Genomic DNA, 21,252 nt, shown 5'->3' on the forward strand with positions numbered 1-21,252 from the left:
ATAGGTGCCGGCCATGTTGTTCTCTGCCTCCATGGTCGGCTTGCGGCGGGATGGTGCCCATTGGACGTAAGTCTATGAGAGCCCCTGTCAAAGACCCGACGAAAGGCCAGCCGGGTTACGCAAGTTCTGCGGTCCTAATGCTGAAGCGGAAATTTTTTGACGAGATGAGCATGCCTGAGCAACACGACATCCTGAGCGACGCCGAGCGCGAGGCATTGGCCGTCGTAAGTGCGCCCGTGGCTGCCAAGCCGCTGGTGCTGGTGGTGGATGACAATGCGGTGAATCGTGAGGCGCTGATCCTGTACCTGAAAAGCCGGGGGATTGACTGTGTCGGGGCGGATGGGGCCGAGGAGGCCAGGCTGTACCTGCACTACCAGCAACGGATTGGCTTGATGATTACGGATTTGCGCATGCAACCGGAGGATGGCCTGGACCTGATCCGCAAGGTTCGCGAATCAGAGCGGGCGGCGTTGTCGATCATCGTGGTGTCGGGCGATACCGACGTGAAAGAGGCGGTGGACGTGATGCACCTGGGGGTTGTGGATTTTCTTCTGAAGCCGGTCGATCTGGACAGGCTGCTGGAGCTGGTGAAGAAAGAACTGCAGATCGCTTAGCTGAGGAGCCTGTTCCGGCCTCATCGCCGGCAAGCCAGCTCCCACAGGGACCGCACAGTGTTTGAGGCCTGTGCAGTCCCTGTGGGAGCTGGCTTGCCGGCGATTGGGCCGCAAAGCGGCCCGCTGTCGCAGATGTCGCTTACAGCCCGTTACGCGCCTTGAACTCGCGGCGACGGCGGTGCAGTACCGGCTCGGTATAGCCGTTCGGCTGCTTGCCACCTTCCACCACCAGTTCTACCGCCGCCTGGAACGCGACGTTGTCGTCGAAGTTCGGTGCCATCGGGCGGTACAGAGGGTCGCTGGCGTTCTGCTGGTCCACCACCACGGCCATGCGTTTGAGGCTTTCCAGCACCTGCTCCTGGCTGACCACGCCATGGCGCAGCCAGTTGGCCAGCAGCTGGGCCGAGATGCGCAGGGTGGCGCGGTCTTCCATCAGGCCGACGTTGTTGATGTCTGGCACCTTCGAGCAACCTACGCCCTGGTCGATCCAGCGCACCACGTAGCCGAGGATGCCCTGAGCGTTGTTGTCCAGTTCGTTGCGGATCTCTTCGGCCGACCAGTTGGTGTCGGCGGCCAGCGGGATGGACAGGATGTCGTCCACCGACGCCGGGGTACGCGAAGCCAGTTCACGCTGACGCGCCTGTACGTCCACCTTGTGGTAGTGCAGGGCATGCAGGGTGGCTGCAGTCGGCGACGGCACCCAGGCGGTATTGGCACCGGCCAGGGGGTGGGCAATCTTCTGCTCGAGCATGGCTGCCATCAGGTCGGGCATGGCCCACATGCCTTTGCCGATCTGCGCCCGGCCTTGCAGGCCGGTGGCCAGGCCGACGTCGACGTTGTTGTTCTCGTAGGCACCGATCCACTTCTCGTTCTTCATGGCGCCCTTGCGCACCACGGCGCCGGCTTCCATCGAGGTGTGGATTTCATCGCCGGTGCGGTCGAGGAAGCCGGTGTTGATGAACACCACGCGCTCGGCTGCGGCCTTGATGCACGACTTGAGGTTGACCGTGGTACGGCGCTCCTCGTCCATGATGCCGACCTTGACAGTGTTGCGCTTCATGCCCAGCAGGTCTTCGACCTGGCTGAAGATCTCGGCGGCGAAGGCTACTTCCTCCGGGCCATGCATCTTCGGCTTGACGATGTACACGCTGCCGGTGCGGGTGTTCTTGCGGCTGGTGTTGCCATTGAGGTTGTGCAGGGCGATCAGGTTGGTGAACAGGCCGTCCTGAATGCCTTCGGGGATTTCGTTGCCTTGGGCGTCGAGGATCGCCGGGTTGGTCATCAAGTGGCCAACGTTGCGCACGAACAGCAGCGAACGGCCATGCAGGGTCACGCTACCGCCGTTGGGCGCGGCGTACTCGCGGTCCGGGTTCATGGTGCGGGTGAAGGTCTTGCCACCCTTGCTAACGCTTTCTGCCAGGTCGCCTTTCATCAGGCCCAGCCAGTTGCGGTAGACGATCACCTTGTCGTCGGCGTCGACGGCGGCAACCGAGTCTTCGCAGTCCATGATGGTGGTCAGCGCCGATTCCATCAGGATGTCTTTCACGCCTGCGGCGTCGGTGCTGCCGACCGGGGTGCTGGCGTCGACCTGGATTTCGAAGTGCAGGCCGTTGTGCTTGAGCAGCACCGCAGTCGGCGCGGCGGCATCGCCATGGAAGCCGATCAGCTGGGCGTCGTCACGCAGGCCGCTGTTGCTGCCGCCTTTCAGGGCAACTACCAGCTTGCCGCCTTCGATGCGGTAGCCGGTGGAGTCGACGTGCGAGCCGGCCGCCAGTGGCGCGGCTTCGTCGAGGAAGGCGCGGGCGAAGGCGATGACCTTGTCGCCACGCACCTTGTTGTAGCCCTGGCCTTTCTCGGCGCCGCCTTCATCGCTGATGGCATCGGTGCCATACAGTGCGTCGTACAGCGAACCCCAACGGGCGTTTGCGGCGTTCAGGGCGAAGCGGGCGTTCATCACCGGTACGACCAGCTGCGGGCCGGCCATGTGGGCGATTTCTTCGTCCACGTTCTGGGTGGTTGCCTGGAAATCGTCGGCTTGTGGCAGCAGGTAGCCGATTTCCTGAAGGAATGCTTTGTAGGCTACGGCGTCGTGGGCCTGGCCTTTGCGTGCCTGGTGCCAGGCGTCGATCTTGGCTTGCAGCTCGTCGCGCTTGGCGAGCAGGGCTTTGTTCTTTGGAGCGAGGTCATTGATGATCTTCTCTGCACCGGCCCAGAACTGCTCGGCGACGATGCCGGTCCCTGGGATGGCTTCGTTGTTCACGAAGTCGTACAGGACCTTGGCGACCTGAAGGCCACCGACTTGAACGTATCCAGTCATTGCTTGCCTCACTCTGCTCAGCTATTTCGCTCTTCTGTATTAAGCCTGTAGCGCTTCTCTAAACACGGCACCAGTGCATGCCCCCGAGTAAAGCCCCGAGCGCGGCTGGGTGCGGCCTGCCAGACCGGCTGGCAGACAGTGTGCGTATTTTCACAGGCGCCTTGGCAGACATCCAAACGACGTTTTGTAGTCCGCGCCACGGGATACTACATGAAGCAGTAGGCGGGGCAAAATCAGACTAAAAGCGCCGTTATGCGACCCGTTGGTCGCGTATGGTCACGCTGGGAGTGAGTATGTTCGCAAAAAACAGGTGGATTGTTCCAGATAAATCTTGAAACAGTACACGATTCGTTGTGCGGATTGCCCTGCGGCAGGTTGCCGCGCCTTGCCTATACTGAGTCGATCCCCCGATTTTCTGCCGCACGGCGCGGTCCGACACGAGGAAGGGCTTGTGGATCATCTTGTACTGACTGTGATTGCCCCTGACAAGGCCGGCCAGGTCGAGCGCATTGCCCAGTGCATCGCCGACCACAGTGGCAACTGGCTGGAAAGCCGCATGTCGCGCATGGCCGGGCAGTTTGCCGGCATCCTGCGTGTGGCGGTGCCGGCGGAAAACTACGACGAGCTGGTGGCTTCGCTGCAGGGGTTGGTCCGATATGACATCCGCGTGCTGATCGCCGAGAGCGGCATCGAGCCGTCGTGCACCTGGAAACCGATTGCCATGGAGCTGGTAGGTAATGACCGGCCAGGGATCGTGCGTGATATCACCCGCTTGCTGGCTGAATTGCAGGTGAACGTCGAGCGGTTTTCAACAGAAGTGCGGCCGGCGCCGATGAGCAGCGAGCCGTTGTTTCATGCAGATGCGTTGTTGGCTTTGCCGTTGACTCTACCGCTCGAAGAACTGCAGCAGCGACTGGAGAGCCTGGCGGATGACTTGATGGTGGAGTTGAAGCTGCGGCCGGAGGATTGATCCGAGATTGCCGGGGCCGCTTCGCGGCCCATCGCGACACAAGGCCGCTCCTACAAGGGTTACGCGTTCCCCTGTAGGAGCGGCCTTGTGTCGCGATGGGCTGCAAAGCAGCCCCCTGCGGTTATCCCGATATCACGGGGAAGGCCCTGTGGATAACCTGGGGGTTCCCCTCTCCAGCCCAGGCCGCTCGCGCCTTGCACGGCCGTGATCAAAAAACACCCAAAAATCAGCAGCTTGTGCACAAAGCACGGGGACGAGGGTGTGGATAACCTTTGGAGATGTCTCTGCAGGCCACGAATCACAAGGCCTGCAGAGTTTTGATCATTTTCTGATCAACTACGCTTGCGCAAACTGACCCACGCATCGACGCTGTAAATCGCCAAACCTGCCCAGATGAACATGAACGCCACCAAGTTGCTCGACGACAAGTGCTCATCAAACAGCAGCACCGCCTGCAGCAGCACCAAGGTCGGCGCCAAGTACTGCAGGAAGCCCAGCGTGGTGTACGGCAAGTGCCGCGCGGCAGCGTTGAAGCACACCAGCGGCACCAGTGTCACCGGCCCCGCAGCCATCAGCCACAACGCTTCGCTGCTGGTGTAGAACGCGCCCTGGGCACTTGTCGCCGCCGGATGCAGTAACAGCCAACCAAGGGCCAGCGGCACCAGCATCCAGGTTTCCACCACCAGGCCCGGCAGTGCCGCTACCGGTGCCTGTTTGCGAATCAGCCCATAGAAGCCGAAGCTCAGCGCCAGTACCAGCGACACCCACGGCAGGCTGCCCACCTGCCACACCTGCTGAGCCACACCCACGGCGGCCATGGCCACGGCCAGCCATTGCAGCCGACGCAGGCGCTCGCCAAGAATCAGCATGCCCAGCAGCACATTGATCAGCGGGTTGATGTAGTAACCCAGGCTGGCCTCAAGCATGCGCCCGTTGTTCACCGACCATACGTAGGTCAGCCAGTTGCCGGCGATCAGCGCCCCGCTCAGGGCCAGGATGCCCAGCCGGCGCGGGTTGTCACGCAGTTCACGCCACCAGCCGGGGTGTTTCCACACCAGTAGCAGCAGCGAGCCGAACAGTGCCGACCACAGCACCCGGTGGACAATGATTTCCACCGCCGGAACGCTCTGGATTGCCTTGAAGTACAGGGGGAAAAGACCCCAGATGATGTAGGCGCTGAGGCCCAGTAGGTACCCGCGACGCGGGTTTGCGGCGTGCATGCAGAATCCTTGCTTAGGTAGCTAAATAAAGCGACGCCTATTGTAGACAGAGGCGGGCGTGCTTCTAGAACAATTTCAGCGGCGCTTCATCCAGTGCGGCCATTTGCTCGCGCAGGGCGAGAATCTGGTCTCCCCAGTAGCGTGGCTGGCCGAACCAGGGGAAGCTCGGCGGGAACGCCGGGTCGTCCCAGCGCCGCGCCAGCCAGGCGCTGTAGTGCAGCTGGCGCAGGGCGCGCAAGGGTTCGATCAGGGCCAGTTCGCGCGGGTCGAAATCGTGGAACTCGTTGTAGCCGTCGATCAGTTCGGCCAGTTGGCCTAGGCGCTCCTCGCGGCTGCCGGCCAGCATCATCCACAGGTCCTGCACCGCCGGGCCCATGCGGCAGTCGTCGAGGTCGACCACGTGGTACACCTCGTCGCGGTGCATAAGGTTGCCGGGGTGCAGGTCGCCATGCAGGCGGATGAGCTTGTGCGGGGTGCGGGCATAGATGTCCTCCACTCGCTTGAGCAGGTCGCGGGCCACCGATTCGAACGCCGGCAGCAGTTCGCGAGGGACGAAATCGCCTTCCAGCAGGGTATTCAGCGAGGCGTGGCCGAAGTTGTCCACAGCCAGCGCTTCGCGGTGCTCGAACGGTTTGCTGGCGCCCACGGCATGCAAGCGGCCGAGCAACTGGCCAAGACGGTAGAGCTGGTCGAGGTTACCCGGCTCTGGCGCGTGGCCGCCGCGGCGGGGGAACAGGGTGAAGCGGAAGCCCTGGTGTTCGAACAGGGTGCGGCCGTCGTGCTGCAGCGGGGCGACCACCGGCACTTCGCATTCGGCCAGTTCGGCAGTGAAGCTGTGCTCTTCGAGGATGGCCGCGTCGCTCCAGCGGCCTGGGCGGTAGAACTTGGCGATCAGCGGTTGCGCGCCCTCGATGCCCACCTGGTAGACGCGGTTTTCGTAGCTGTTCAGCGCCAGCACCCGGGCATCGCTGAGAAAGCCCAGGCTTTCCACGGCGTCCAGGACCAGGTCGGGGGTGAGGGTATCGAAGGGGTGGGACATGGTGGCTCCGGGGATAGGCGGCGTGGGGACCATGGTAACGCGTTATGCCTGTACCAGCCTCTTCGCGGGTAAACCCGCTCCCACATGGACGGCGCAGCTGCCGGGGAAACGATGCACCTGTGGGAGCGGGTTTACCCGCGAACCGCGCAAAGCGCGGCCAGGCTATGCAGGAATCCCAAGCAATACATAAGAGGGATGAAATTGAACCCGCACCGAACTGCCTGCTGCTACCCGCTGCCCAGCCAACCAATCCGTCTCGGCAAACGCACACAACGTCTGCCCATTCCCCAACGCCAACCGGACCTCACCAGGCCCATCAGCCTCCGCCAGTACCTCCTCCACCTTCGCCCACAGGCAATTGCTATCCGCTTCGGCCTGTTCCTCGTCGGCCAGCAACCTCACCCACCCCGCCTTGAGCAGCGCCACTACCGTCGTCCCCAGCGTCAGTTCCAGCCGTGCGGTGCTGTCGTGGGTGATCAACGCTTCGATCTCCAACCCTCCGCCCAACGCCAGGCTGACGCGATCATGCCGTCCTTCGCGGCGCAGGCCGCTGACCTGGCCCTGCAACTGGTTGCGCGCGCTGGTACGCAGCATCAGCCGGCCGAGCAGGTCGAGGTCGCTGGACTCCTCGGCCGCTTCGAGGATTTGCGCCTGAAGGGCCTGCAGCCTCTGGTACAGGCGCAGCACCCGCTGGCCTTCCGACGACAGACGGGCACCACCGCCACCACGCCCGCCGGTACTGCGCTCGACAAGGGGCTGGCTGGCCAGGTTGTTGAGTTCGTCGATGGCGTCCCAGGCGGCCTTGTAGCTGATGCCCGCAGCCTTGGCGGCGCGGGTGATCGAACCTTCTTCGGCAATGTGCTGCAGCAGCGCGATGCGCTGGGGGCGGCGGGCGATGTGCTGGGTGAGGTGGGGGGGCAGGGGCATGGGCATTTGGTCATTGTAAGTGGCAGCGAAGTGTAGCTTGTGTGGGAGCGGCCTTGTGTCGCGAAAGGGCTGCTCCCACACGTCATACATACCCGGGCTTGGCCGTACGCGCCAGGCAATACACATCCACCCGCCGCGCACCGGCCTTGCGCAGCACTTGGGCAACCGCCTGCGCGGTAGCACCGGTGGTCAACACATCATCGACAATGGCGACATGCTTGCCCGTCAGCTTGCCCGTGACGGTAAACGCCTGGCGCAAGTTGCGTCGCCTGGCTTTGGCGTCCAGTTGCTGCTGCGCAGGTGTCTCCCGTGTGCGCAGCAGCAACCGCTCGTCGCAACGTACCCCCACGTGCGACGACAGCCAGCGACCGAGCATCCCCGCCTGGTTGAACCCCCGCTCCCGTAGTCGACGTTTGGCCAAGGGTACAGGCAACAACAGGTCGGGGCGCGGCAGCCCTTCGGTAAAGCGGTGCAGCAGCCCATGCGCGAGCAATTCGGCCATCAGGCGCCCCAAGGGCCACTGGCGGTTGTGCTTGAAACGGCTGATCAGCGTGTCCACCGGAAAGCCGAAATGCCACAGTGCAAGCACCTGCTCGAAGGCCGGTGCGCGGCGCTGGCATTGAGCGCAAGTCAGGCCGGCTATCGGCAATGGCAGGGCGCAGCGCAGGCAATGATCGCCCAGCCAGGGCAGTTCCTGCTCGCAGGCGACGCACAGCGGGTAGGCCTGCTCGGCAGGTTCATCGCACAGCAAACACGATTGATTAATAAGTGAGCACTTGTAAACCAGCCTTTTACAGTATGGTTGACAGTTCATAGGCCTTCCATGACTATGCGAGCTATCCGTGATGCGCTGGCGGGCTTTCCTGTCCCGGCGCCTGCTTCAGCCTAAACAAGGAAACGCCAATGAGCGCCAGCACAACTGCAACAACACGTCACGACTGGTCCCTGGCCGAGGTCAAGGCGCTGTTCCAGCAACCGTTCAATGACCTGCTGTTCCAGGCGCAGACCGTGCACCGCGCGCATTTCGACCCGAACCGCGTGCAGGTTTCGACCCTGTTGTCGATCAAGACCGGCGCCTGCCCGGAAGATTGCAAATATTGTCCACAGTCCGGCCACTACAACACCGGGCTGGAAAAACAGAAGCTGATGGAAGTGCAGAAGGTGCTGGAAGAAGCCGCCCGCGCCAAAGCCATCGGTTCTACACGCTTCTGCATGGGCGCGGCGTGGAAGCACCCGTCGGCCAAAGACATGCCCTACGTGCTGGAGATGGTCAAAGGCGTGAAGGCCATGGGCCTGGAAACCTGCATGACCCTCGGCAAGCTCGACCAGGAGCAGACCAAGGCCCTGGCCCAGGCCGGCCTGGACTATTACAACCACAACCTCGACACCTCGCCTGAGTTCTACGGCAGCATCATCACCACCCGCACCTACAGCGAGCGCCTGCAGACCCTGGCCTACGTGCGCGATGCCGGGATGAAGATCTGCTCCGGCGGCATCCTCGGCATGGGCGAGTCGCTGGACGACCGCGCCGGCCTGCTGATCCAGTTGGCCAACCTGCCCGAACACCCGGAGTCGGTACCGATCAACATGCTGGTCAAGGTGGCCGGTACGCCGCTGGCCGAGGAAGAAGACGTCGACCCGTTCGACTTCATCCGCATGCTGGCCGTGGCCCGTATCCTCATGCCCAAGTCGCACGTGCGCCTGTCCGCCGGCCGCGAGCAGATGAACGAGCAGATGCAGGCCCTGGCCTTCATGGCTGGCGCCAACTCGATCTTCTACGGCGAAAAACTGCTGACCACCGCCAACCCGCAGGCCGACAAGGACATGCAGCTGTTCGCACGCCTGGGCATCAAGCCCGAAGCGCGTGAAGAGCACGCCGACGAAGTGCACCAGGCGGCCATCGAGCAGGCGCTGGTCGAGCAGCGCAGCAGCGAGATGTTCTACAACGCCGCGACAGCCTGAAATGGCCTTCGACCTGGCAGCGCGCCTGGCCGAACGGCGCGCCGCAGACCTGTATCGGCAGCGGCCACTGCTGGAAAGCCCGCAGGGGCCGGAAGTGGTGGTCGATGGCCAGCGTTTGTTAGCCTTCTGCAGCAATGACTACCTGGGCCTGGCCAACCACCCCGATGTGATTGCCGCCTGGCAGGCCGGCGCCGAGCACTGGGGTGTCGGTGGCGGTGCCTCGCACCTGGTGATCGGCCACAGTACGCCGCACCACCAGGTGGAAGAGGCCTTGGCCGAACTCACCGGGCGCCCGCGCGCGCTGCTGTTCTCCACCGGCTACATGGCCAACCTGGGCGCCATCACCGCGCTGGTGGGGCAGGGCGACACGGTGCTGCAGGACCGCCTGAACCACGCTTCGCTGCTGGATGGCGGGTTGCTCAGTGGTGCCCGTTTCAACCGCTACCTGCACAACGACCCGGCCAGCCTGGCCAGCCGCCTGGACAAGGCCGTCGGCAATACCCTGGTAGTGACCGATGGCGTGTTCAGCATGGACGGCGACCTGGCTGACTTGCCGGCGCTGGCCGATGTCGCCCGCGCTCGCGGTGCCTGGCTGATGGTTGACGATGCCCATGGCTTGGGCACCCTCGGCACCCAGGGCGGCGGTATCGTCGAGCACTTCGGTCTGGGCGTTGAGGATGTGCCGGTGTTGATCGGTACGCTGGGCAAGGCTTGTGGTACCGCCGGTGCCTTTGTGGCCGGCAGCGAAGAGCTGATCGAGGCGCTGGTGCAGTTCGCCCGCCCGTACATCTATACGACCAGCCAGCCACCGGCGCTGGCCTGCGCCACCCTCAAGAGCCTGGAATTGCTGCGCCGCGAAACCTGGCGCCGCGAGCACCTGGCCGCGCTGATCCGCCAGTTCCGTGAAGGTGCGCAGCAGATCGGCCTGGAGTTGATGGACAGCCCGACGCCGATCCAGCCCATCGTCATCGGCGACAGCGCAAAGGCCCTGCGCCTGTCACACATGCTGCGCGAGCGCGGCTTGCTGGTGACGGCCATCCGCCCGCCCACCGTGCCGGCGGGCAGCGCACGCCTGCGGGTGACATTGAGCGCCGCGCACAGCGAGGCGCAGGTGCAGCTATTGTTGAATGCATTGGCCGAGTGTTATCCACAGTTGGAGAGCGCCGATGCGTAATCGACTTGTTCTGTTGCCTGGCTGGGGCTTGGGCACTGCTTCCCTGGAGCCGCTGGCCGCCAGCCTGCGTGCCCAGGACGCCCGCCTGCAGGTAGAGCTGGTGCCCTTGCCGGAACTGGCCCACAGCGATGTGCAGGCCTGGGTCGACCACCTCGACCGCAAGCTGCCGAGTGATGTCTGGCTGGGTGGCTGGTCGTTAGGCGGCATGCTGGCCAGCGCGCTGGCGCACAAGCGCGGCGACCATTGCTGCGGCCTGCTGACCCTGGCCAGCAACCCCAGTTTCGTGGCTCGCCCCGACTGGCCCCACGGCATGGCCGAAGACACTTTCGGCACCTTCCTCGATGGCTGCCGCAGCCATACCCAGGTCACCCTGAAGCGCTTCCGTACCTTGTGCAGCGACGGTGCCCTGCAACCGCGCACCCTGCTGCGCCAGCTGGGTGTCGGCGTGCCGGACACCGACCCGCTGTACCTGGCCACCGGCCTTGAAGTGCTGGCCAAGCTGGATACCCGCGAAGCACTGCAGGCCTACGGTGGCCCGCAACTGCACCTGTTCGCCGGCAGCGATGCGCTGGTGCCGGCAGAGGCGGCAAAAGCGCTGAGCGAGCTGCTGCCCGATGTGGAAGTGGGCCTGGTCGAAGACAGTTCCCACGCGTTCCTGCTGGAATACCCGCAGGAACTGGCGGCGGGCATCAAGAGTTTCCTGCATGAGAGTGGCGATGACTGACCTTTCCCGTCCGACCCTACCCGGCGCGCTGCCCGACAAGCGCCAGGTAGCGGCCTCGTTCTCCCGCGCCGCAGCTAGCTACGACAGCGTGGCAGCCTTGCAGCGTGCGGTGGGTTCGAGCTTGCTGGAGCAGTTGCCGGAAGGCCTGCAGCCGTCACGCTGGCTGGACCTGGGCAGCGGCACCGGTCATTTCAGCAGGGCGTTGGCCGAGCGGTTCACCCAGGCCAGCGGCGTTGCGGTGGATATCGCCGAGGGCATGTTGTGCCATGCCCGCAACGAACAGGGCGGGGCGCTCTATCACGTGGCCGGTGACGCCGAGCGTTTGCCGCTGCGTGATGCCAGTGTCGACCTGGTGTTCACCAGCCTGGCCGTGCAGTGGTGCGGCCAGTTCGCCAGCGTGCTGGCAGAAGCGCTGCGAGTGCTGCGCCCAGGCGGCGTGCTGGCCTTCAGCAGTTTGTGTGTGGGTACCCTCGATGAACTGCGCGCCAGTTGGCAGGTGGTGGATGGCCTGGTGCATGTGAACCGCTTCCGCCGTTTCGAGGACTATCAGCGCCTGTGCGCAGCCAGCGGCTTCGAGCAGCTTGGGCTGCAGCGCTGCCCGCACGTGTTGCACTACCCGGATGTACGCAGCCTGACCCATGAGCTCAAGGCACTCGGCGCCCACAACCTGAACCCTGGCCGGCCTTCCGGGCTTACCGGCCGGGCCCGCATGCAGGGCCTGCTGCAGGCTTACGAGGCGTTTCGCCAGCCCGAGGGGCTGCCAGCCACCTACCAGGTGGTCTATGGTGTGTTGCGCAAGCCACAGGCTTAAGGGGAGCGAGATGAGCCAGGCCTATTTTATTGCCGGTACCGATACCGATGTTGGCAAGACCACCATCGCTGCCGGGCTGTTGCATGCGGCACGGTCGCAAGGCTTGAGCACGCTGGGGGCCAAGCCGGTGGCCTCCGGTTGCACGATGACGCCCAAAGGCTTGCGCAACAGCGACGCTCAGGCGCTGATTGATGAAAGCACGATCAAGCTGCCCTACGAACAGGTCAACCCGTTTGCCTTCGAGCCTGCGATTGCGCCGCATGTGGCAGCACGTGAGGCAGGGGTGACGCTGGCCGTGTCGGACCTGCTGGCAGCGATGCGGAATGTGCTGCAACAAAATGCCGATTTCACCCTGATCGAGGGAGCCGGAGGCTGGCGCGTGCCGTTGTCGGGGCTGGAAAACCTGTCCGACCTTGCGGTGGCCCTGCGGCTGCCGGTGATTCTGGTGGTCGGGGTGCGGCTGGGCTGTATCAGCCATGCCTTGTTAAGCGCTGAGGCGATCGAGCGTGACGGGCTGCAATTGGCTGGATGGGTGGCGAACATCATCGAGCCGCGTACTTCGCGCCTGGAAGAGAACCTGGCCAGCCTGGCCGAGCGTTTGCCGGCGCCATGCCTGGGGCGGGTGCCCAAGTTGAAGCAGGCCAGTGCCGACATGGTTGCTGAACACCTTCAGCTGGATCTTCTGGATTAGCCGTTTCCAGGCCCGGCTCTTTCGCGGGTAAACCCGCTCCCACAGGTATTGCACAAGTCTCGAAAACTGTGGAGACCCTGTGGGAGCGGGTTTACCCGCGAAGAGGCCCGTGCAGGAATACCCAGGGCCTATCAAATGGCACCAGGCCATTAGGGATTTAAACGGGCCTTTTCACCCCTGGCCTGCTTTAATTGGGCCTGTTCGTCATCCAGCGTCAATGGAGTCCTGACATGGACATCACCGGTAGCTCCGCCTATTACGCGGGCCTGAGCGCAGTCCAGACCGGCCAGAACCGCGTCGATCAGGCTGCCAGCCAGATCGCCAGCACCACCGCCGAACGTAGCGCCACCAGCCAGTCCAGCGATTTTCAGGCCGAACGCCTGCGCGCGGTCGACCGCAGCCAGCAGATGGACCTGGCCACCAGCACCGTGCAGCTGACTCTGGGCAAACTCGAAGTAGAGCTTGGCGCAAAGGTCGCCAAGGCATCCGACGAAATGCTCGGCCGGATCATCGACACCTACGCCTGACCCGGCGGCCCTTCCCGAACATAACGCTATCCCTGTGGGAGCGGGTTTACCCGCGAATGCGTCCGCCCGGAAACCTCTGTTTTCCGGGCTGGCCCATTCGCGGATAAACCCGCTCCCACAGGGGGACTTATCATTGATTGACGCTTTTGCCATTTTTCGTGGCGCAAATGGCACCATAGTCCATCCTTGACATAAGGCGGAGCTAAACGTAAGTTTCAAACAACTGTTTGATCGACGGCCGCCAAGTGCTGGTCACCCCACAGAACTCACCTAGAGGTTCATCGCAATGCCTGATTACAAAGCCCCCTTGCGTGATATCCGCTTCGTTCGCGACGAGCTGCTCGGCTATGAGGCGCACTATCAGAGCCTGCCGGGTTGCCAGGACGCCACGCCCGACATGGTCGACGCGATCCTCGAAGAAGGCGCGAAGTTCTGTGAGCAGGTGCTGTCGCCGCTGAACCGCGTGGGTGACCAGGAAGGCTGCACCTGGAGCGAGGCGGGCGTTAAAACCCCGACCGGCTTCAAAGCGGCCTACGAACAGTTCGTAGAAGGCGGCTGGCCGAGCCTGGCGCATGACGTCGAGCACGGCGGCCAGGGCCTGCCGGAGTCGCTGGGCCTGGCGCTGAGCGAAATGGTCGGCGGTGCGAACTGGTCGTGGGGCATGTACCCGGGCCTGTCCCATGGCGCGATGAACACCATCTCTGCGCACGGCACCCCCGAGCAGCAGCACACCTACCTGACCAAGCTGGTATCCGGCGAGTGGACCGGCACCATGTGCCTGACCGAGCCGCACTGCGGTACCGACCTGGGCATGCTGCGCACCAAGGCCGAGCCACAGGCCGACGGTAGCTACAAGGTGTCGGGTACCAAGATCTTCATTTCGGCCGGTGAGCACGACATGGCCGACAACATCGTCCATATCGTCCTGGCCCGCCTGCCGGACGCACCGGCTGGCACCAAGGGCATCTCGCTGTTCATCGTGCCGAAGTTCCTGCCCAACGCCGAAGGCGGTGTGGGCGAGCGCAACGGCGTGAGCTGCGGCTCGATCGAACACAAGATGGGTATCCACGGCAACGCCACCTGCGTGATGAACTTCGACGGCGCTACCGGCTACCTGATCGGCCCGGCCAACAAAGGCCTGAACTGCATGTTCACCTTCATGAACACCGCTCGCCTGGGTACCGCGCTGCAAGGCCTGGCCCACGCCGAAGTCGCGTTCCAGGGTGGCCTGAAGTACGCCCGTGAGCGCCTGCAGATGCGCTCCCTGACTGGCCCGAAAGCACCGGACAAGGCTGCTGACCCGATCATCGTCCACCCGGACGTGCGTCGCATGCTGCTGACCATGAAGGCCTTCGCCGAAGGTAACCGCGCGATGGTGTATTTCACTGCCAAGCAGGTGGACATCGTCAAGTACAGCCAGGATGAAGAAGAGCGCAAGAAGGCCGATGCCCTGCTGGCGTTCCTGACCCCGATCGCCAAGGCGTTCATGACCGAGGTCGGCTTCGAAGCAGCCAACCATGGCGTGCAGATCTACGGTGGCCACGGCTTCATCGCCGAATGGGGCATGGAGCAGAACGTACGGGACAGCCGCATTTCCATGCTGTACGAAGGCACCACCGGCATCCAGGCCCTGGACCTGCTCGGCCGCAAGGTGCTGATGACTCAGGGCGAAGCGCTGAAGGGCTTCACCAAGATCGTGCACAAGTTCTGCCAGGCGCAGGAGGGCAACGAAGCGGTCAAGGAGTTCGTCGAACCGCTGGCGGCGCTGAACAAGGAATGGGGCGAGCTGACCATGAAAGTGGGTATGGCCGCCATGAAGGACCGCGAAGAAGTGGGTGCGGCCTCGGTCGATTACCTGATGTATTCCGGCTACGCCTGCCTGGCCTACTTCTGGGCCGACATCGCCCGCCTGGCGGCCGAGAAACTGGCTGCCGGCACCAGCGAAGAAGCGTTCTACACCGCCAAGTTGCAGACCGCGCGCTTCTACTTCCAGCGCATCCTGCCGCGTACCCGTACCCATGTGGCGACCATGCTGTCGGGTGCCAACAACCTGATGGCGATGGACGAAGAGCACTTCGGTCTGTCGTACTGATCCTGCCGCTGTAAAGCAAACCCGCCTGCCTTCACCGGCAGGCGGGTTTTTACATTCTGGAAAGCTGAACGCTATCCCCTGTGGGAGCGGCCTTGCGTCGCGAAAGGGTTGCGTAGCAACCCCGGCAATTTCGGCTGTGATACAAAAAGCTGGGGCCGCTTCGCGCCCCTTTCGCGACGCAAGGCCGCTCCCACAATGATCGCGTGCACGCCGGAATTTCCTGTTCATTCAATCCGCATACTCAACTGTTCATGTGCACTGCCGATGAAGTAAGGGCACAATGCCATCATTGATCTGCCGGGTTGGAGATTACCCTTGTTTCGTTTTAACGCTGTTCGCGCGAGCCACTTCCTGCCTTCGCTGATTCTTTTGCTGGCAGGACTCGCCGCGGCCTATGTGAGAGACCTCAGTGTCTTTTTCACATCGCTGTTCAACGTCCTGCCCACCTTGGTCCTGCTGCTGGGTGGCGCCTACTGTGCGGTGTACCGTCGCCAGCGCGAACTGTTCCTGATGCTTACGGTGTACATCGCCTACTACCTGCTCGACACCCAGACCGACTTCTACCGTGACCATGGCCGCGTTCGCGAGGACGCGGCGGTGATCTTCCATCTCGTGTGCCTGCTGCTACCCGCCCTGTTCGGGCTGTATGGTGCCTGGCAGGAGCGCACCCACCTGCTGCAGGACCTGGTCGCCCGTGGCGCCGTGCTGTTCGCCGTCGGTAGCGTGGCGGTGGCCCTGGAGCAAAGCTACCCCCAAGCACTACTGACCTGGTTGGCGGAAATCCGCTGGCCAACCTTGCATGGCCAATGGATGAGTCTGATCCAGATGGTCTATCCGCTGTTCCTCGGCGTGTTCATCCTGCTGGTGGTGCAATACCTGCGTGCGCCACGGCCGCTCCACGCTGCGCAGGTGATGGGCCTGCTGGGTATCTTCTGGATGTTGCCGCAAACCTTCATCCTGCCGTTTACCCTGAACATCATGTGCAGCCAGGTCATGCTGATGATCGCCGCAGCGGTGGCGCACGAGGCCTACCAGATGGCTTTCCGCGACGAACTGACCGGCCTGCCGGGGCGCCGTGCGCTGAACGAGCGCATGCACCGCCTGGGACGCAACTATGTGATCGCCATGACCGATGTCGACCACTTCAAGAAATTCAACGACACCCACGGCCACGACGTCGGCGACCAGGTGCTGCGCCTGGTTGCCAGCCGTCTGTCCAAGGTAACCGGGGGTGGCCGTGCCTACCGCTATGGCGGCGAGGAGTTCGCTCTGGTGTTTGCCGGCAAGACCGCCGAGGAATGCGTGCCCCATGTGGAAGCCGTGCGCGAAATGATCGCCAACTATGTGATGCACCTGCGCGACCAGCACAACCGTCCGCAGGATGATACCGCCGGGCGCCAGCGGCGGGCGGGCAGCAGTGGGGGTACGGTGTCGGTCACCATCAGCATCGGTGTGGCGGAGCGCCATGCCGATCATCGTAACCCCGAAGCGGTGCTGAAATCCGCCGACCAGGCGCTGTACAGCGCCAAGGGCGCAGGGCGTAATTGTGTCATGGTTCATGGGCAACAAGCGCAGCGAGGGGCGGTGCGCACGGCGTGACCGAGCCAGACTATACGGTCTATTGATGACCCTATGTCTCGTAAAAGTTGTTCGGTTACACTGCCTGCAACCCAGTGTCGCGGTTCCCCGAGACCGCCCCGACCCGACTAGCGAGAGGTTGTCATGGCTGAATATAAAGCGCCCCTGCGCGACATGCGCTTCGTACTGAATGAAGTCTTCAACGTGGCCGAGCAGTGGGCGCAGTTGCCCGGGTTGGCCGAGGTTGTCGATGCCGACACAGCCATGGCCGTGCTGGAAGAAGCCGGCAAGGTTACCGCCAAGTCCATCGCACCGCTCAGCCGTGCCGCCGACGAAGAGGGCTGTCACTGGGAAAACGGCGCGGTAAGTACCCCAGCCGGTTTCATCGAGGCGTACAAAACCTACGCCGAAGGCGGTTGGGTGGGTGTGGGTGGCGACCCGCTGTTCGGCGGCATGGGCATGCCCAAGGTCATCTCGGCCCAGGTCGAGGAAATGGTCAACGCCTCCAGCCTGTCCTTCGGCCTGTACCCGATGCTGACTGCTGGCGCCTGTCTGTCGATCAATGCCCACGCCAGTGAAGCGCTGAAGGAAAAGTACCTGCCAAACATGTACGCCGGCGTGTGGGCCGGTTCCATGTGCCTGACCGAGCCGCACGCCGGTACCGACCTGGGCATCATCCGCACCAAGGCCGAGCCCCAGGCCGACGGCAGCTACAAGGTCAGCGGCACCAAGATCTTCATCACCGGCGGCGAGCACGACCTGACCGAGAACATCATCCACCTGGTGCTGGCCAAGCTGCCGGACGCACCGGCGGGGCCGAAAGGCATTTCGCTGTTCCTGGTGCCGAAGTTCCTGGTCAATGAAGATGGCAGCCTGGGGGCGCGCAATCCCGCCACCTGCGGCTCGATCGAGCACAAGATGGGTATCCAGGCCTCGGCCACCTGCGTGATGAACTTCGATGAAGCGGTCGGCTATATCGTCGGTGAGCCGAACAAGGGCCTGGCGGCCATGTTCACCATGATGAACTACGAGCGCCTTGGCGTTGGTATCCAGGGCCTGGCGTCGGCCGAGCGCTCCTACCAGAATGCCGTGGAGTACGCCCGCGACCGCCTGCAGAGCCGCGCCCCGACCGGGCCACAAGCCAAGGACAAGGCCGCTGACCCGATCATCGTCCACCCGGACGTGCGCCGCATGCTGTTGACCATGAAGGCGCTGATCGAGGGTGGCCGTGCCTTCTCCAGCTATGTGGCCATGCAGCTGGACAGTGCCAAGTTCAGCGAAGACACCGCCGTGCGCAAGCGCAGCGAAGAACTGGTGGCACTACTGACGCCGGTTGCCAAGGCCTTCCTCACCGACCTGGGCCTGGAGTGCGCGGTGCACGGCCAGCAGGTGTTCGGCGGGCATGGCTACATTCGCGAATGGGGGCAGGAGCAACTGGTGCGCGATGTGCGCATTACGCAGATCTACGAAGGCACCAACGGCATCCAGGCCCTCGACCTGATGGGGCGCAAGGTGGTGGCCAGTGGTGGGGCATACTACCGGCTGTTCTCCGACGAGATTCGCCAGTTCATTGCCAGCGCAGGTAGCGAGCTGGATGAATTTGCCAAGCCGTTGGGTGCCTGTCTCGATCAGCTCGACGGGCTGACCGAGTGGGTGCTGGAACAGGCCAAGGGCAACCCGAACGAAATCGGGGCGGCTTCGGTCGAGTACCTGCAGGCCTTTGGTTATGTCGCCTACGCCTACATGTGGGCACTGATGGCGCGGGCGGCGAAGGCGGGTGAGGGGGATGAAGCGTTCTATACGGGCAAGCTGGGTACGGCGCGGTTCTACTTTGCGCGGTTGCTGCCGCGGGTGAATTCGCTGGTGGCTTCGGTGAAGGCGGGGAGTGAGTCGTTGTACCTGCTGGATGCCGAACAGTTCTGACAGATATGGGGACTGCGTAGCAGTCCCTGCCGTGTAAGCTTTTTCCTACACAACGTGGTGACTTTTCACCACTGTTCTCAGATTGGATCCACGGTTATTCTTTACCACATGGACGTTGCGCAGGAAGCGCAAAGGACAGATCAAGGACGACGACGAAGGACCACCTGCCAGGATGGCGGGGCGATACGGATGTCACAGGGAAACAGTCTGGAAAACCCCGCTTCGGCGGGGTTTTCTTTGTGCGCGTGTTTTTCAGCCCAGCACATCCAACGGTGATGCACCCAACAGGCGGGCGTCCGTCTCTTCCTCCAGCAACGTGCGCAGCAGCTCCACAGAGGCCTGCTGGCGCTGGGCATCGCGGAACACCAAGCCAACCTTCAGCGGTACCCGTGGCTCGCTCAACGGCTTCCACAGCAGCCCCTGGTCATCCTCGGCGGCCTCCTTGGCCCGCCCCGGCAAGATGGTGGCCAGCGCGGTATGGGCCAGGCTGTCGAGAATCCCCGCCATGTTGTTCATCTCTGCCTGCACCTGCGGCCGACGCCCCTGGCTGGCCAGCTGCGCCTGCCAGATCTGGCGGATCTGGAATTCCTCGCCCAGCATCAGCATGGGCAGCTCGGCGGCCTGGCGAATGGACACCTTCTTGAAGTCCTTCAGCGGGTGGGTGGCGGGGATGACCAGTTGCAGTTCATCTTCATAGAGCAGCAGACCATGCAGCCCCGGCTGGCGTGGCGGCAGGTAACTGATACCGATGTCCAGGCTGCCATTGAGCAAGCGCCGTTCGATCTCCAGCCCTGACAATTCGTAGATCTGCACCACCAGGTGCGGCTGTGCCCTGCGCAGGCGTTCGAGCAGCTGCGGCACCAGGCTCGGCCGCACGGTCTGCAGCACGCCGATGGCCAAGGTACGCAGCGACTGGCCCTTGAAGTTGCGCATGGCCTCGTGGGCGCGCTGCAGGCCATCGAGCAACGGCAGGGCGTGGTTGTACAGAGTGTGGGCGGCCAGAGTCGGCAGCAGGCGCTTGTTGCTGCGTTCGAACAGGCTCAGGTCGAGGCTGTGCTCCAGCTGGCGGATCTGCTGGGAAAGCGCTGGCTGGGACAGCGACAGGCGCTCGGCGGCGCGGCCCACGTGGCCTTCTTCATACACCGCGACGAAATAACGCAGTTGGCGAAAATCCATAAGTGATACTTATCGAAAATGCTGGAAAAACGAAATGGTCGAAAACCCTCGCGAGGCCTAGTCTATCGCCGTATTCCAACGGGTTACAGCGATGAATCGATCGATTGTTACTCCGGATGAAAAACACTTTTGATAGGCAAGGCAAAATATCGAGTGCCGCACCAAGACCGCACCGTGACCGCCCCTGTCGTGATTGGTTGGAGCCCTGATGAACCTGTTCAACCTGCGCCGCCCGGCCCCTGCCGCCGTCGCCGAGCCCAAGCGTGCGCCGGTGATCGTGCCGGAAGCGCCACAGCTGTCGCGTGAGTGCCTCATGCCCAGCACCGAACGCGCAGCGCAGGTATTCGTGCGTGGCCAGGGCTCCTGGTTGTGGGACAACGAAGGGCATGCCTATCTGGACTTCACCCAGGGTGGTGCGGTCAACAGCCTGGGCCACAGCCCCAGTGTGCTGGTGAAGGCGCTGGGCAGCCAGGCCCAGGCGTTGATCAACCCGGGCTCGGGCTTCCACAGCCGTGGCCTGCTGGGGCTGGTCAACCGCCTGTGCCAGAGCACCGGCAGCGACCAGGCCTACCTGCTCAACAGCGGCGCCGAAGCCTGCGAAGGTGCGATCAAGCTGGCGCGCAAGTGGGGCCAGCTGCACCGTAACGGCGCCTATCACATCATCACCGCCACCCAGGCCTGCCATGGCCGCAGCCTGGGCGCGTTGTCGGCGTCCGACCCGCTGCCGTGCAACCGCTGCGAGCCGGGCCTGCCGGGCTTCAGCAAGGTGCCGTTCAACGACTTGGCGGCGCTGCACGCCGAGGTGGACTCGCGCACCGTGGCGATCATGCTCGAGCCGATCCAGGGCGAGGCGGGTGTCATCCCGGCCACGCAGGAATACCTCAAGGGTGTGGAAACGCTGTGCCGCGAACTCGGCATCCTGCTGATCCTCGACGAGGTGCAGACCGGCATCGGCCGCTGTGGCGCGCTGCTGGCTGAGGAAACCTACGGCGTGCGCGCCGACATCATCACCCTGGGCAAGGGCCTGGGCGGTGGCGTGCCGCTGGCGGCCTTGCTGGCCCGGGGTACGGCGTGCTGCGTCGAGCCTGGCGAACTGGAAGGCAGCCACCATGGCAACGCGCTGATGTGCGCCGCCGGCCTGGCCGTGCTGGATACCGTGCTGGAGCCTGGCTTCTTCACCCAGGTGCAGGACAACGGCCGCCACCTGCGTGAAGGCCTGAGCCGGCTGGCCGGGCGTTATGGCCAGGGCGAAGTGCGCGGACAAGGCCTGCTGTGGGCCCTGCAAATGAAAGAAAACCTGGCCCGCGAGCTGGTGGCGGCTGCCTTGGATGAAGGCCTGTTGCTCAATGCACCGCAGGCGGATGTGGTGCGTTTTTCGCCAGCGTTGACCGTGAGCAAGGGCAACATCGACGAAATGCTGCTGCGCCTGGCCCGTGCCTTTGCCCGTCTGCATGCCCAGCAGCAGGCCCGCCGCGAAATGCCAGCCTAGCGGCCTGGTGACATCGAG

The 21,252-nt window shown here is 63.5% G+C and carries 18 protein-coding genes; 12 read left to right on the top strand and 6 right to left on the bottom strand.

Annotated elements, in window-relative coordinates:
- The first annotated feature begins 74 nt into the window (after positions 1-74).
- The gene (locus QN085_RS01925; protein ID WP_031324351.1) at positions 75-614 is read left to right on the top strand and encodes a response regulator; all 540 of its coding nucleotides are present in this window, start codon (positions 75-77) and stop codon (positions 612-614) included.
- A 139-nt stretch (positions 615-753) separates the two neighbouring features.
- On the opposite strand, the gene QN085_RS01930 is transcribed toward QN085_RS01925, so the two are convergent.
- Positions 754-2,931 carry a malate synthase G gene (locus QN085_RS01930; protein WP_023660891.1) on the bottom strand — a complete coding sequence of 726 codons (2,178 nt, stop codon included), beginning with the start codon at positions 2,929-2,931 and terminating at the stop codon, positions 754-756.
- A 451-nt stretch (positions 2,932-3,382) separates the two neighbouring features.
- Between QN085_RS01930 and QN085_RS01935 the strand changes: the two genes are divergently transcribed.
- Positions 3,383-3,901 (top strand): glycine cleavage system transcriptional repressor, encoded by a 519-nt coding sequence (locus tag QN085_RS01935; RefSeq protein ID WP_013970551.1) that lies wholly within the window; start codon positions 3,383-3,385, stop codon positions 3,899-3,901.
- A gap of 332 nt (positions 3,902-4,233) precedes the next feature.
- On the opposite strand, the gene rarD is transcribed toward QN085_RS01935, so the two are convergent.
- The 4 genes from rarD to QN085_RS01955 all read right to left on the bottom strand — a co-directional run bounded on the left by rarD (position 4,234) and on the right by QN085_RS01955 (position 7,901).
- Positions 4,234-5,121, bottom strand: a complete 888-nt coding sequence (gene rarD, locus QN085_RS01940; protein WP_013970552.1) for an EamA family transporter RarD — start codon at positions 5,119-5,121, stop codon at positions 4,234-4,236.
- A gap of 64 nt (positions 5,122-5,185) precedes the next feature.
- Positions 5,186-6,160: a serine/threonine protein kinase gene (locus QN085_RS01945; protein WP_013970553.1), complete on the bottom strand. Its 975-nt coding sequence runs from the start codon at positions 6,158-6,160 to the stop codon at positions 5,186-5,188.
- 162 nt (positions 6,161-6,322) lie between these two features.
- Positions 6,323-7,087 (bottom strand): TOBE domain-containing protein, encoded by a 765-nt coding sequence (locus tag QN085_RS01950; RefSeq protein WP_031324349.1) that lies wholly within the window; start codon positions 7,085-7,087, stop codon positions 6,323-6,325.
- Between the two features lie 82 nt (positions 7,088-7,169).
- Positions 7,170-7,901, bottom strand: coding sequence for a ComFC family protein (locus QN085_RS01955; RefSeq protein ID WP_031324348.1), 732 nt, complete (start codon positions 7,899-7,901; stop codon positions 7,170-7,172).
- Between the two features lie 89 nt (positions 7,902-7,990).
- On the opposite strand from QN085_RS01955, the gene bioB reads away from it, so the two are divergent.
- From bioB to QN085_RS02000, 9 genes are all read left to right on the top strand, one after another.
- Positions 7,991-9,049 carry a biotin synthase BioB gene (bioB, locus tag QN085_RS01960; RefSeq protein WP_013970556.1) on the top strand — a complete coding sequence of 353 codons (1,059 nt, stop codon included), beginning with the start codon at positions 7,991-7,993 and terminating at the stop codon, positions 9,047-9,049.
- Position 9,050: 1 nt separating this feature from the next.
- The gene (bioF, locus tag QN085_RS01965) at positions 9,051-10,223 is read left to right on the top strand and encodes an 8-amino-7-oxononanoate synthase (RefSeq protein WP_041506296.1); all 1,173 of its coding nucleotides are present in this window, start codon (positions 9,051-9,053) and stop codon (positions 10,221-10,223) included.
- Positions 10,216-10,947 carry an alpha/beta fold hydrolase gene (locus QN085_RS01970; RefSeq protein ID WP_024086135.1) on the top strand — a complete coding sequence of 244 codons (732 nt, stop codon included), beginning with the start codon at positions 10,216-10,218 and terminating at the stop codon, positions 10,945-10,947. Before bioF ends, QN085_RS01970 begins: the two co-directional genes overlap by 8 nt.
- Entirely contained in the window at positions 10,940-11,758 is an 819-nt protein-coding gene (bioC, locus tag QN085_RS01975) for a malonyl-ACP O-methyltransferase BioC (protein ID WP_023662347.1), read from the top strand. Before QN085_RS01970 ends, bioC begins: the two co-directional genes overlap by 8 nt.
- Positions 11,759-11,768: 10 nt before the next feature.
- Positions 11,769-12,449 carry a dethiobiotin synthase gene (bioD, locus tag QN085_RS01980; protein WP_013970560.1) on the top strand — a complete coding sequence of 227 codons (681 nt, stop codon included), beginning with the start codon at positions 11,769-11,771 and terminating at the stop codon, positions 12,447-12,449.
- 230 nt (positions 12,450-12,679) lie between these two features.
- On the top strand, positions 12,680-12,976 hold the full coding sequence (locus QN085_RS01985) for a hypothetical protein (RefSeq protein WP_013970561.1): 297 nt from the start codon (positions 12,680-12,682) through the stop codon (positions 12,974-12,976).
- Between the two features lie 286 nt (positions 12,977-13,262).
- Entirely contained in the window at positions 13,263-15,068 is a 1,806-nt protein-coding gene (locus tag QN085_RS01990) for a phenylacyl-CoA dehydrogenase (RefSeq protein ID WP_013970562.1), read from the top strand.
- A 315-nt stretch (positions 15,069-15,383) separates the two neighbouring features.
- Positions 15,384-16,667 carry a GGDEF domain-containing protein gene (locus QN085_RS01995; RefSeq protein ID WP_013970563.1) on the top strand — a complete coding sequence of 428 codons (1,284 nt, stop codon included), beginning with the start codon at positions 15,384-15,386 and terminating at the stop codon, positions 16,665-16,667.
- 123 nt (positions 16,668-16,790) lie between these two features.
- Positions 16,791-18,569: an acyl-CoA dehydrogenase C-terminal domain-containing protein gene (locus tag QN085_RS02000; protein WP_013970564.1), complete on the top strand. Its 1,779-nt coding sequence runs from the start codon at positions 16,791-16,793 to the stop codon at positions 18,567-18,569.
- A gap of 252 nt (positions 18,570-18,821) precedes the next feature.
- On the opposite strand, the gene QN085_RS02005 is transcribed toward QN085_RS02000, so the two are convergent.
- Entirely contained in the window at positions 18,822-19,745 is a 924-nt protein-coding gene (locus tag QN085_RS02005) for a LysR family transcriptional regulator (RefSeq protein WP_004375209.1), read from the bottom strand.
- Between the two features lie 208 nt (positions 19,746-19,953).
- On the opposite strand from QN085_RS02005, the gene QN085_RS02010 reads away from it, so the two are divergent.
- Positions 19,954-21,234 (top strand): aspartate aminotransferase family protein, encoded by a 1,281-nt coding sequence (locus QN085_RS02010; protein WP_041506295.1) that lies wholly within the window; start codon positions 19,954-19,956, stop codon positions 21,232-21,234.
- The last annotated feature ends 18 nt before the right edge of the window (positions 21,235-21,252 follow it).

The sequence above is a fragment of the Pseudomonas sp. M2(2023) genome, assembly GCF_030263955.1.
GTDB classification, from domain to species: Bacteria; Pseudomonadota; Gammaproteobacteria; order Pseudomonadales; family Pseudomonadaceae; genus Aquipseudomonas; species Aquipseudomonas asiatica.

Bases quoted from the DNA above. Each gene is read 5' to 3' on its own strand.
- QN085_RS01925 (WP_031324351.1), top strand. From the start codon at position 75: ATGAGAGCCCCTGTCAAAGACCCGACGAAAGGCCAGCCGGGTTACGCA.
- QN085_RS01970 (WP_024086135.1), top strand. From the start codon at position 10,216: ATGCGTAATCGACTTGTTCTGTTGCCTGGCTGGGGCTTGGGCACTGCT.
- QN085_RS02010 (WP_041506295.1), top strand. From the start codon at position 19,954: ATGAACCTGTTCAACCTGCGCCGCCCGGCCCCTGCCGCCGTCGCCGAG.
- bioB (WP_013970556.1), top strand. From the start codon at position 7,991: ATGAGCGCCAGCACAACTGCAACAACACGTCACGACTGGTCCCTGGCC.
- QN085_RS01985 (WP_013970561.1), top strand. From the start codon at position 12,680: ATGGACATCACCGGTAGCTCCGCCTATTACGCGGGCCTGAGCGCAGTC.
- QN085_RS01955 (WP_031324348.1), bottom strand. From the start codon at position 7,901: ATGAACTGTCAACCATACTGTAAAAGGCTGGTTTACAAGTGCTCACTT.
- QN085_RS01990 (WP_013970562.1), top strand. From the start codon at position 13,263: ATGCCTGATTACAAAGCCCCCTTGCGTGATATCCGCTTCGTTCGCGAC.
- rarD (WP_013970552.1), bottom strand. From the start codon at position 5,121: ATGCACGCCGCAAACCCGCGTCGCGGGTACCTACTGGGCCTCAGCGCC.
- QN085_RS01945 (WP_013970553.1), bottom strand. From the start codon at position 6,160: ATGTCCCACCCCTTCGATACCCTCACCCCCGACCTGGTCCTGGACGCC.
- QN085_RS02000 (WP_013970564.1), top strand. From the start codon at position 16,791: ATGGCTGAATATAAAGCGCCCCTGCGCGACATGCGCTTCGTACTGAAT.
- bioF (WP_041506296.1), top strand. From the start codon at position 9,051: ATGGCCTTCGACCTGGCAGCGCGCCTGGCCGAACGGCGCGCCGCAGAC.
- bioC (WP_023662347.1), top strand. From the start codon at position 10,940: ATGACTGACCTTTCCCGTCCGACCCTACCCGGCGCGCTGCCCGACAAG.
- QN085_RS01930 (WP_023660891.1), bottom strand. From the start codon at position 2,931: ATGACTGGATACGTTCAAGTCGGTGGCCTTCAGGTCGCCAAGGTCCTG.
- bioD (WP_013970560.1), top strand. From the start codon at position 11,769: ATGAGCCAGGCCTATTTTATTGCCGGTACCGATACCGATGTTGGCAAG.
- QN085_RS01950 (WP_031324349.1), bottom strand. From the start codon at position 7,087: ATGCCCCTGCCCCCCCACCTCACCCAGCACATCGCCCGCCGCCCCCAG.
- QN085_RS02005 (WP_004375209.1), bottom strand. From the start codon at position 19,745: ATGGATTTTCGCCAACTGCGTTATTTCGTCGCGGTGTATGAAGAAGGC.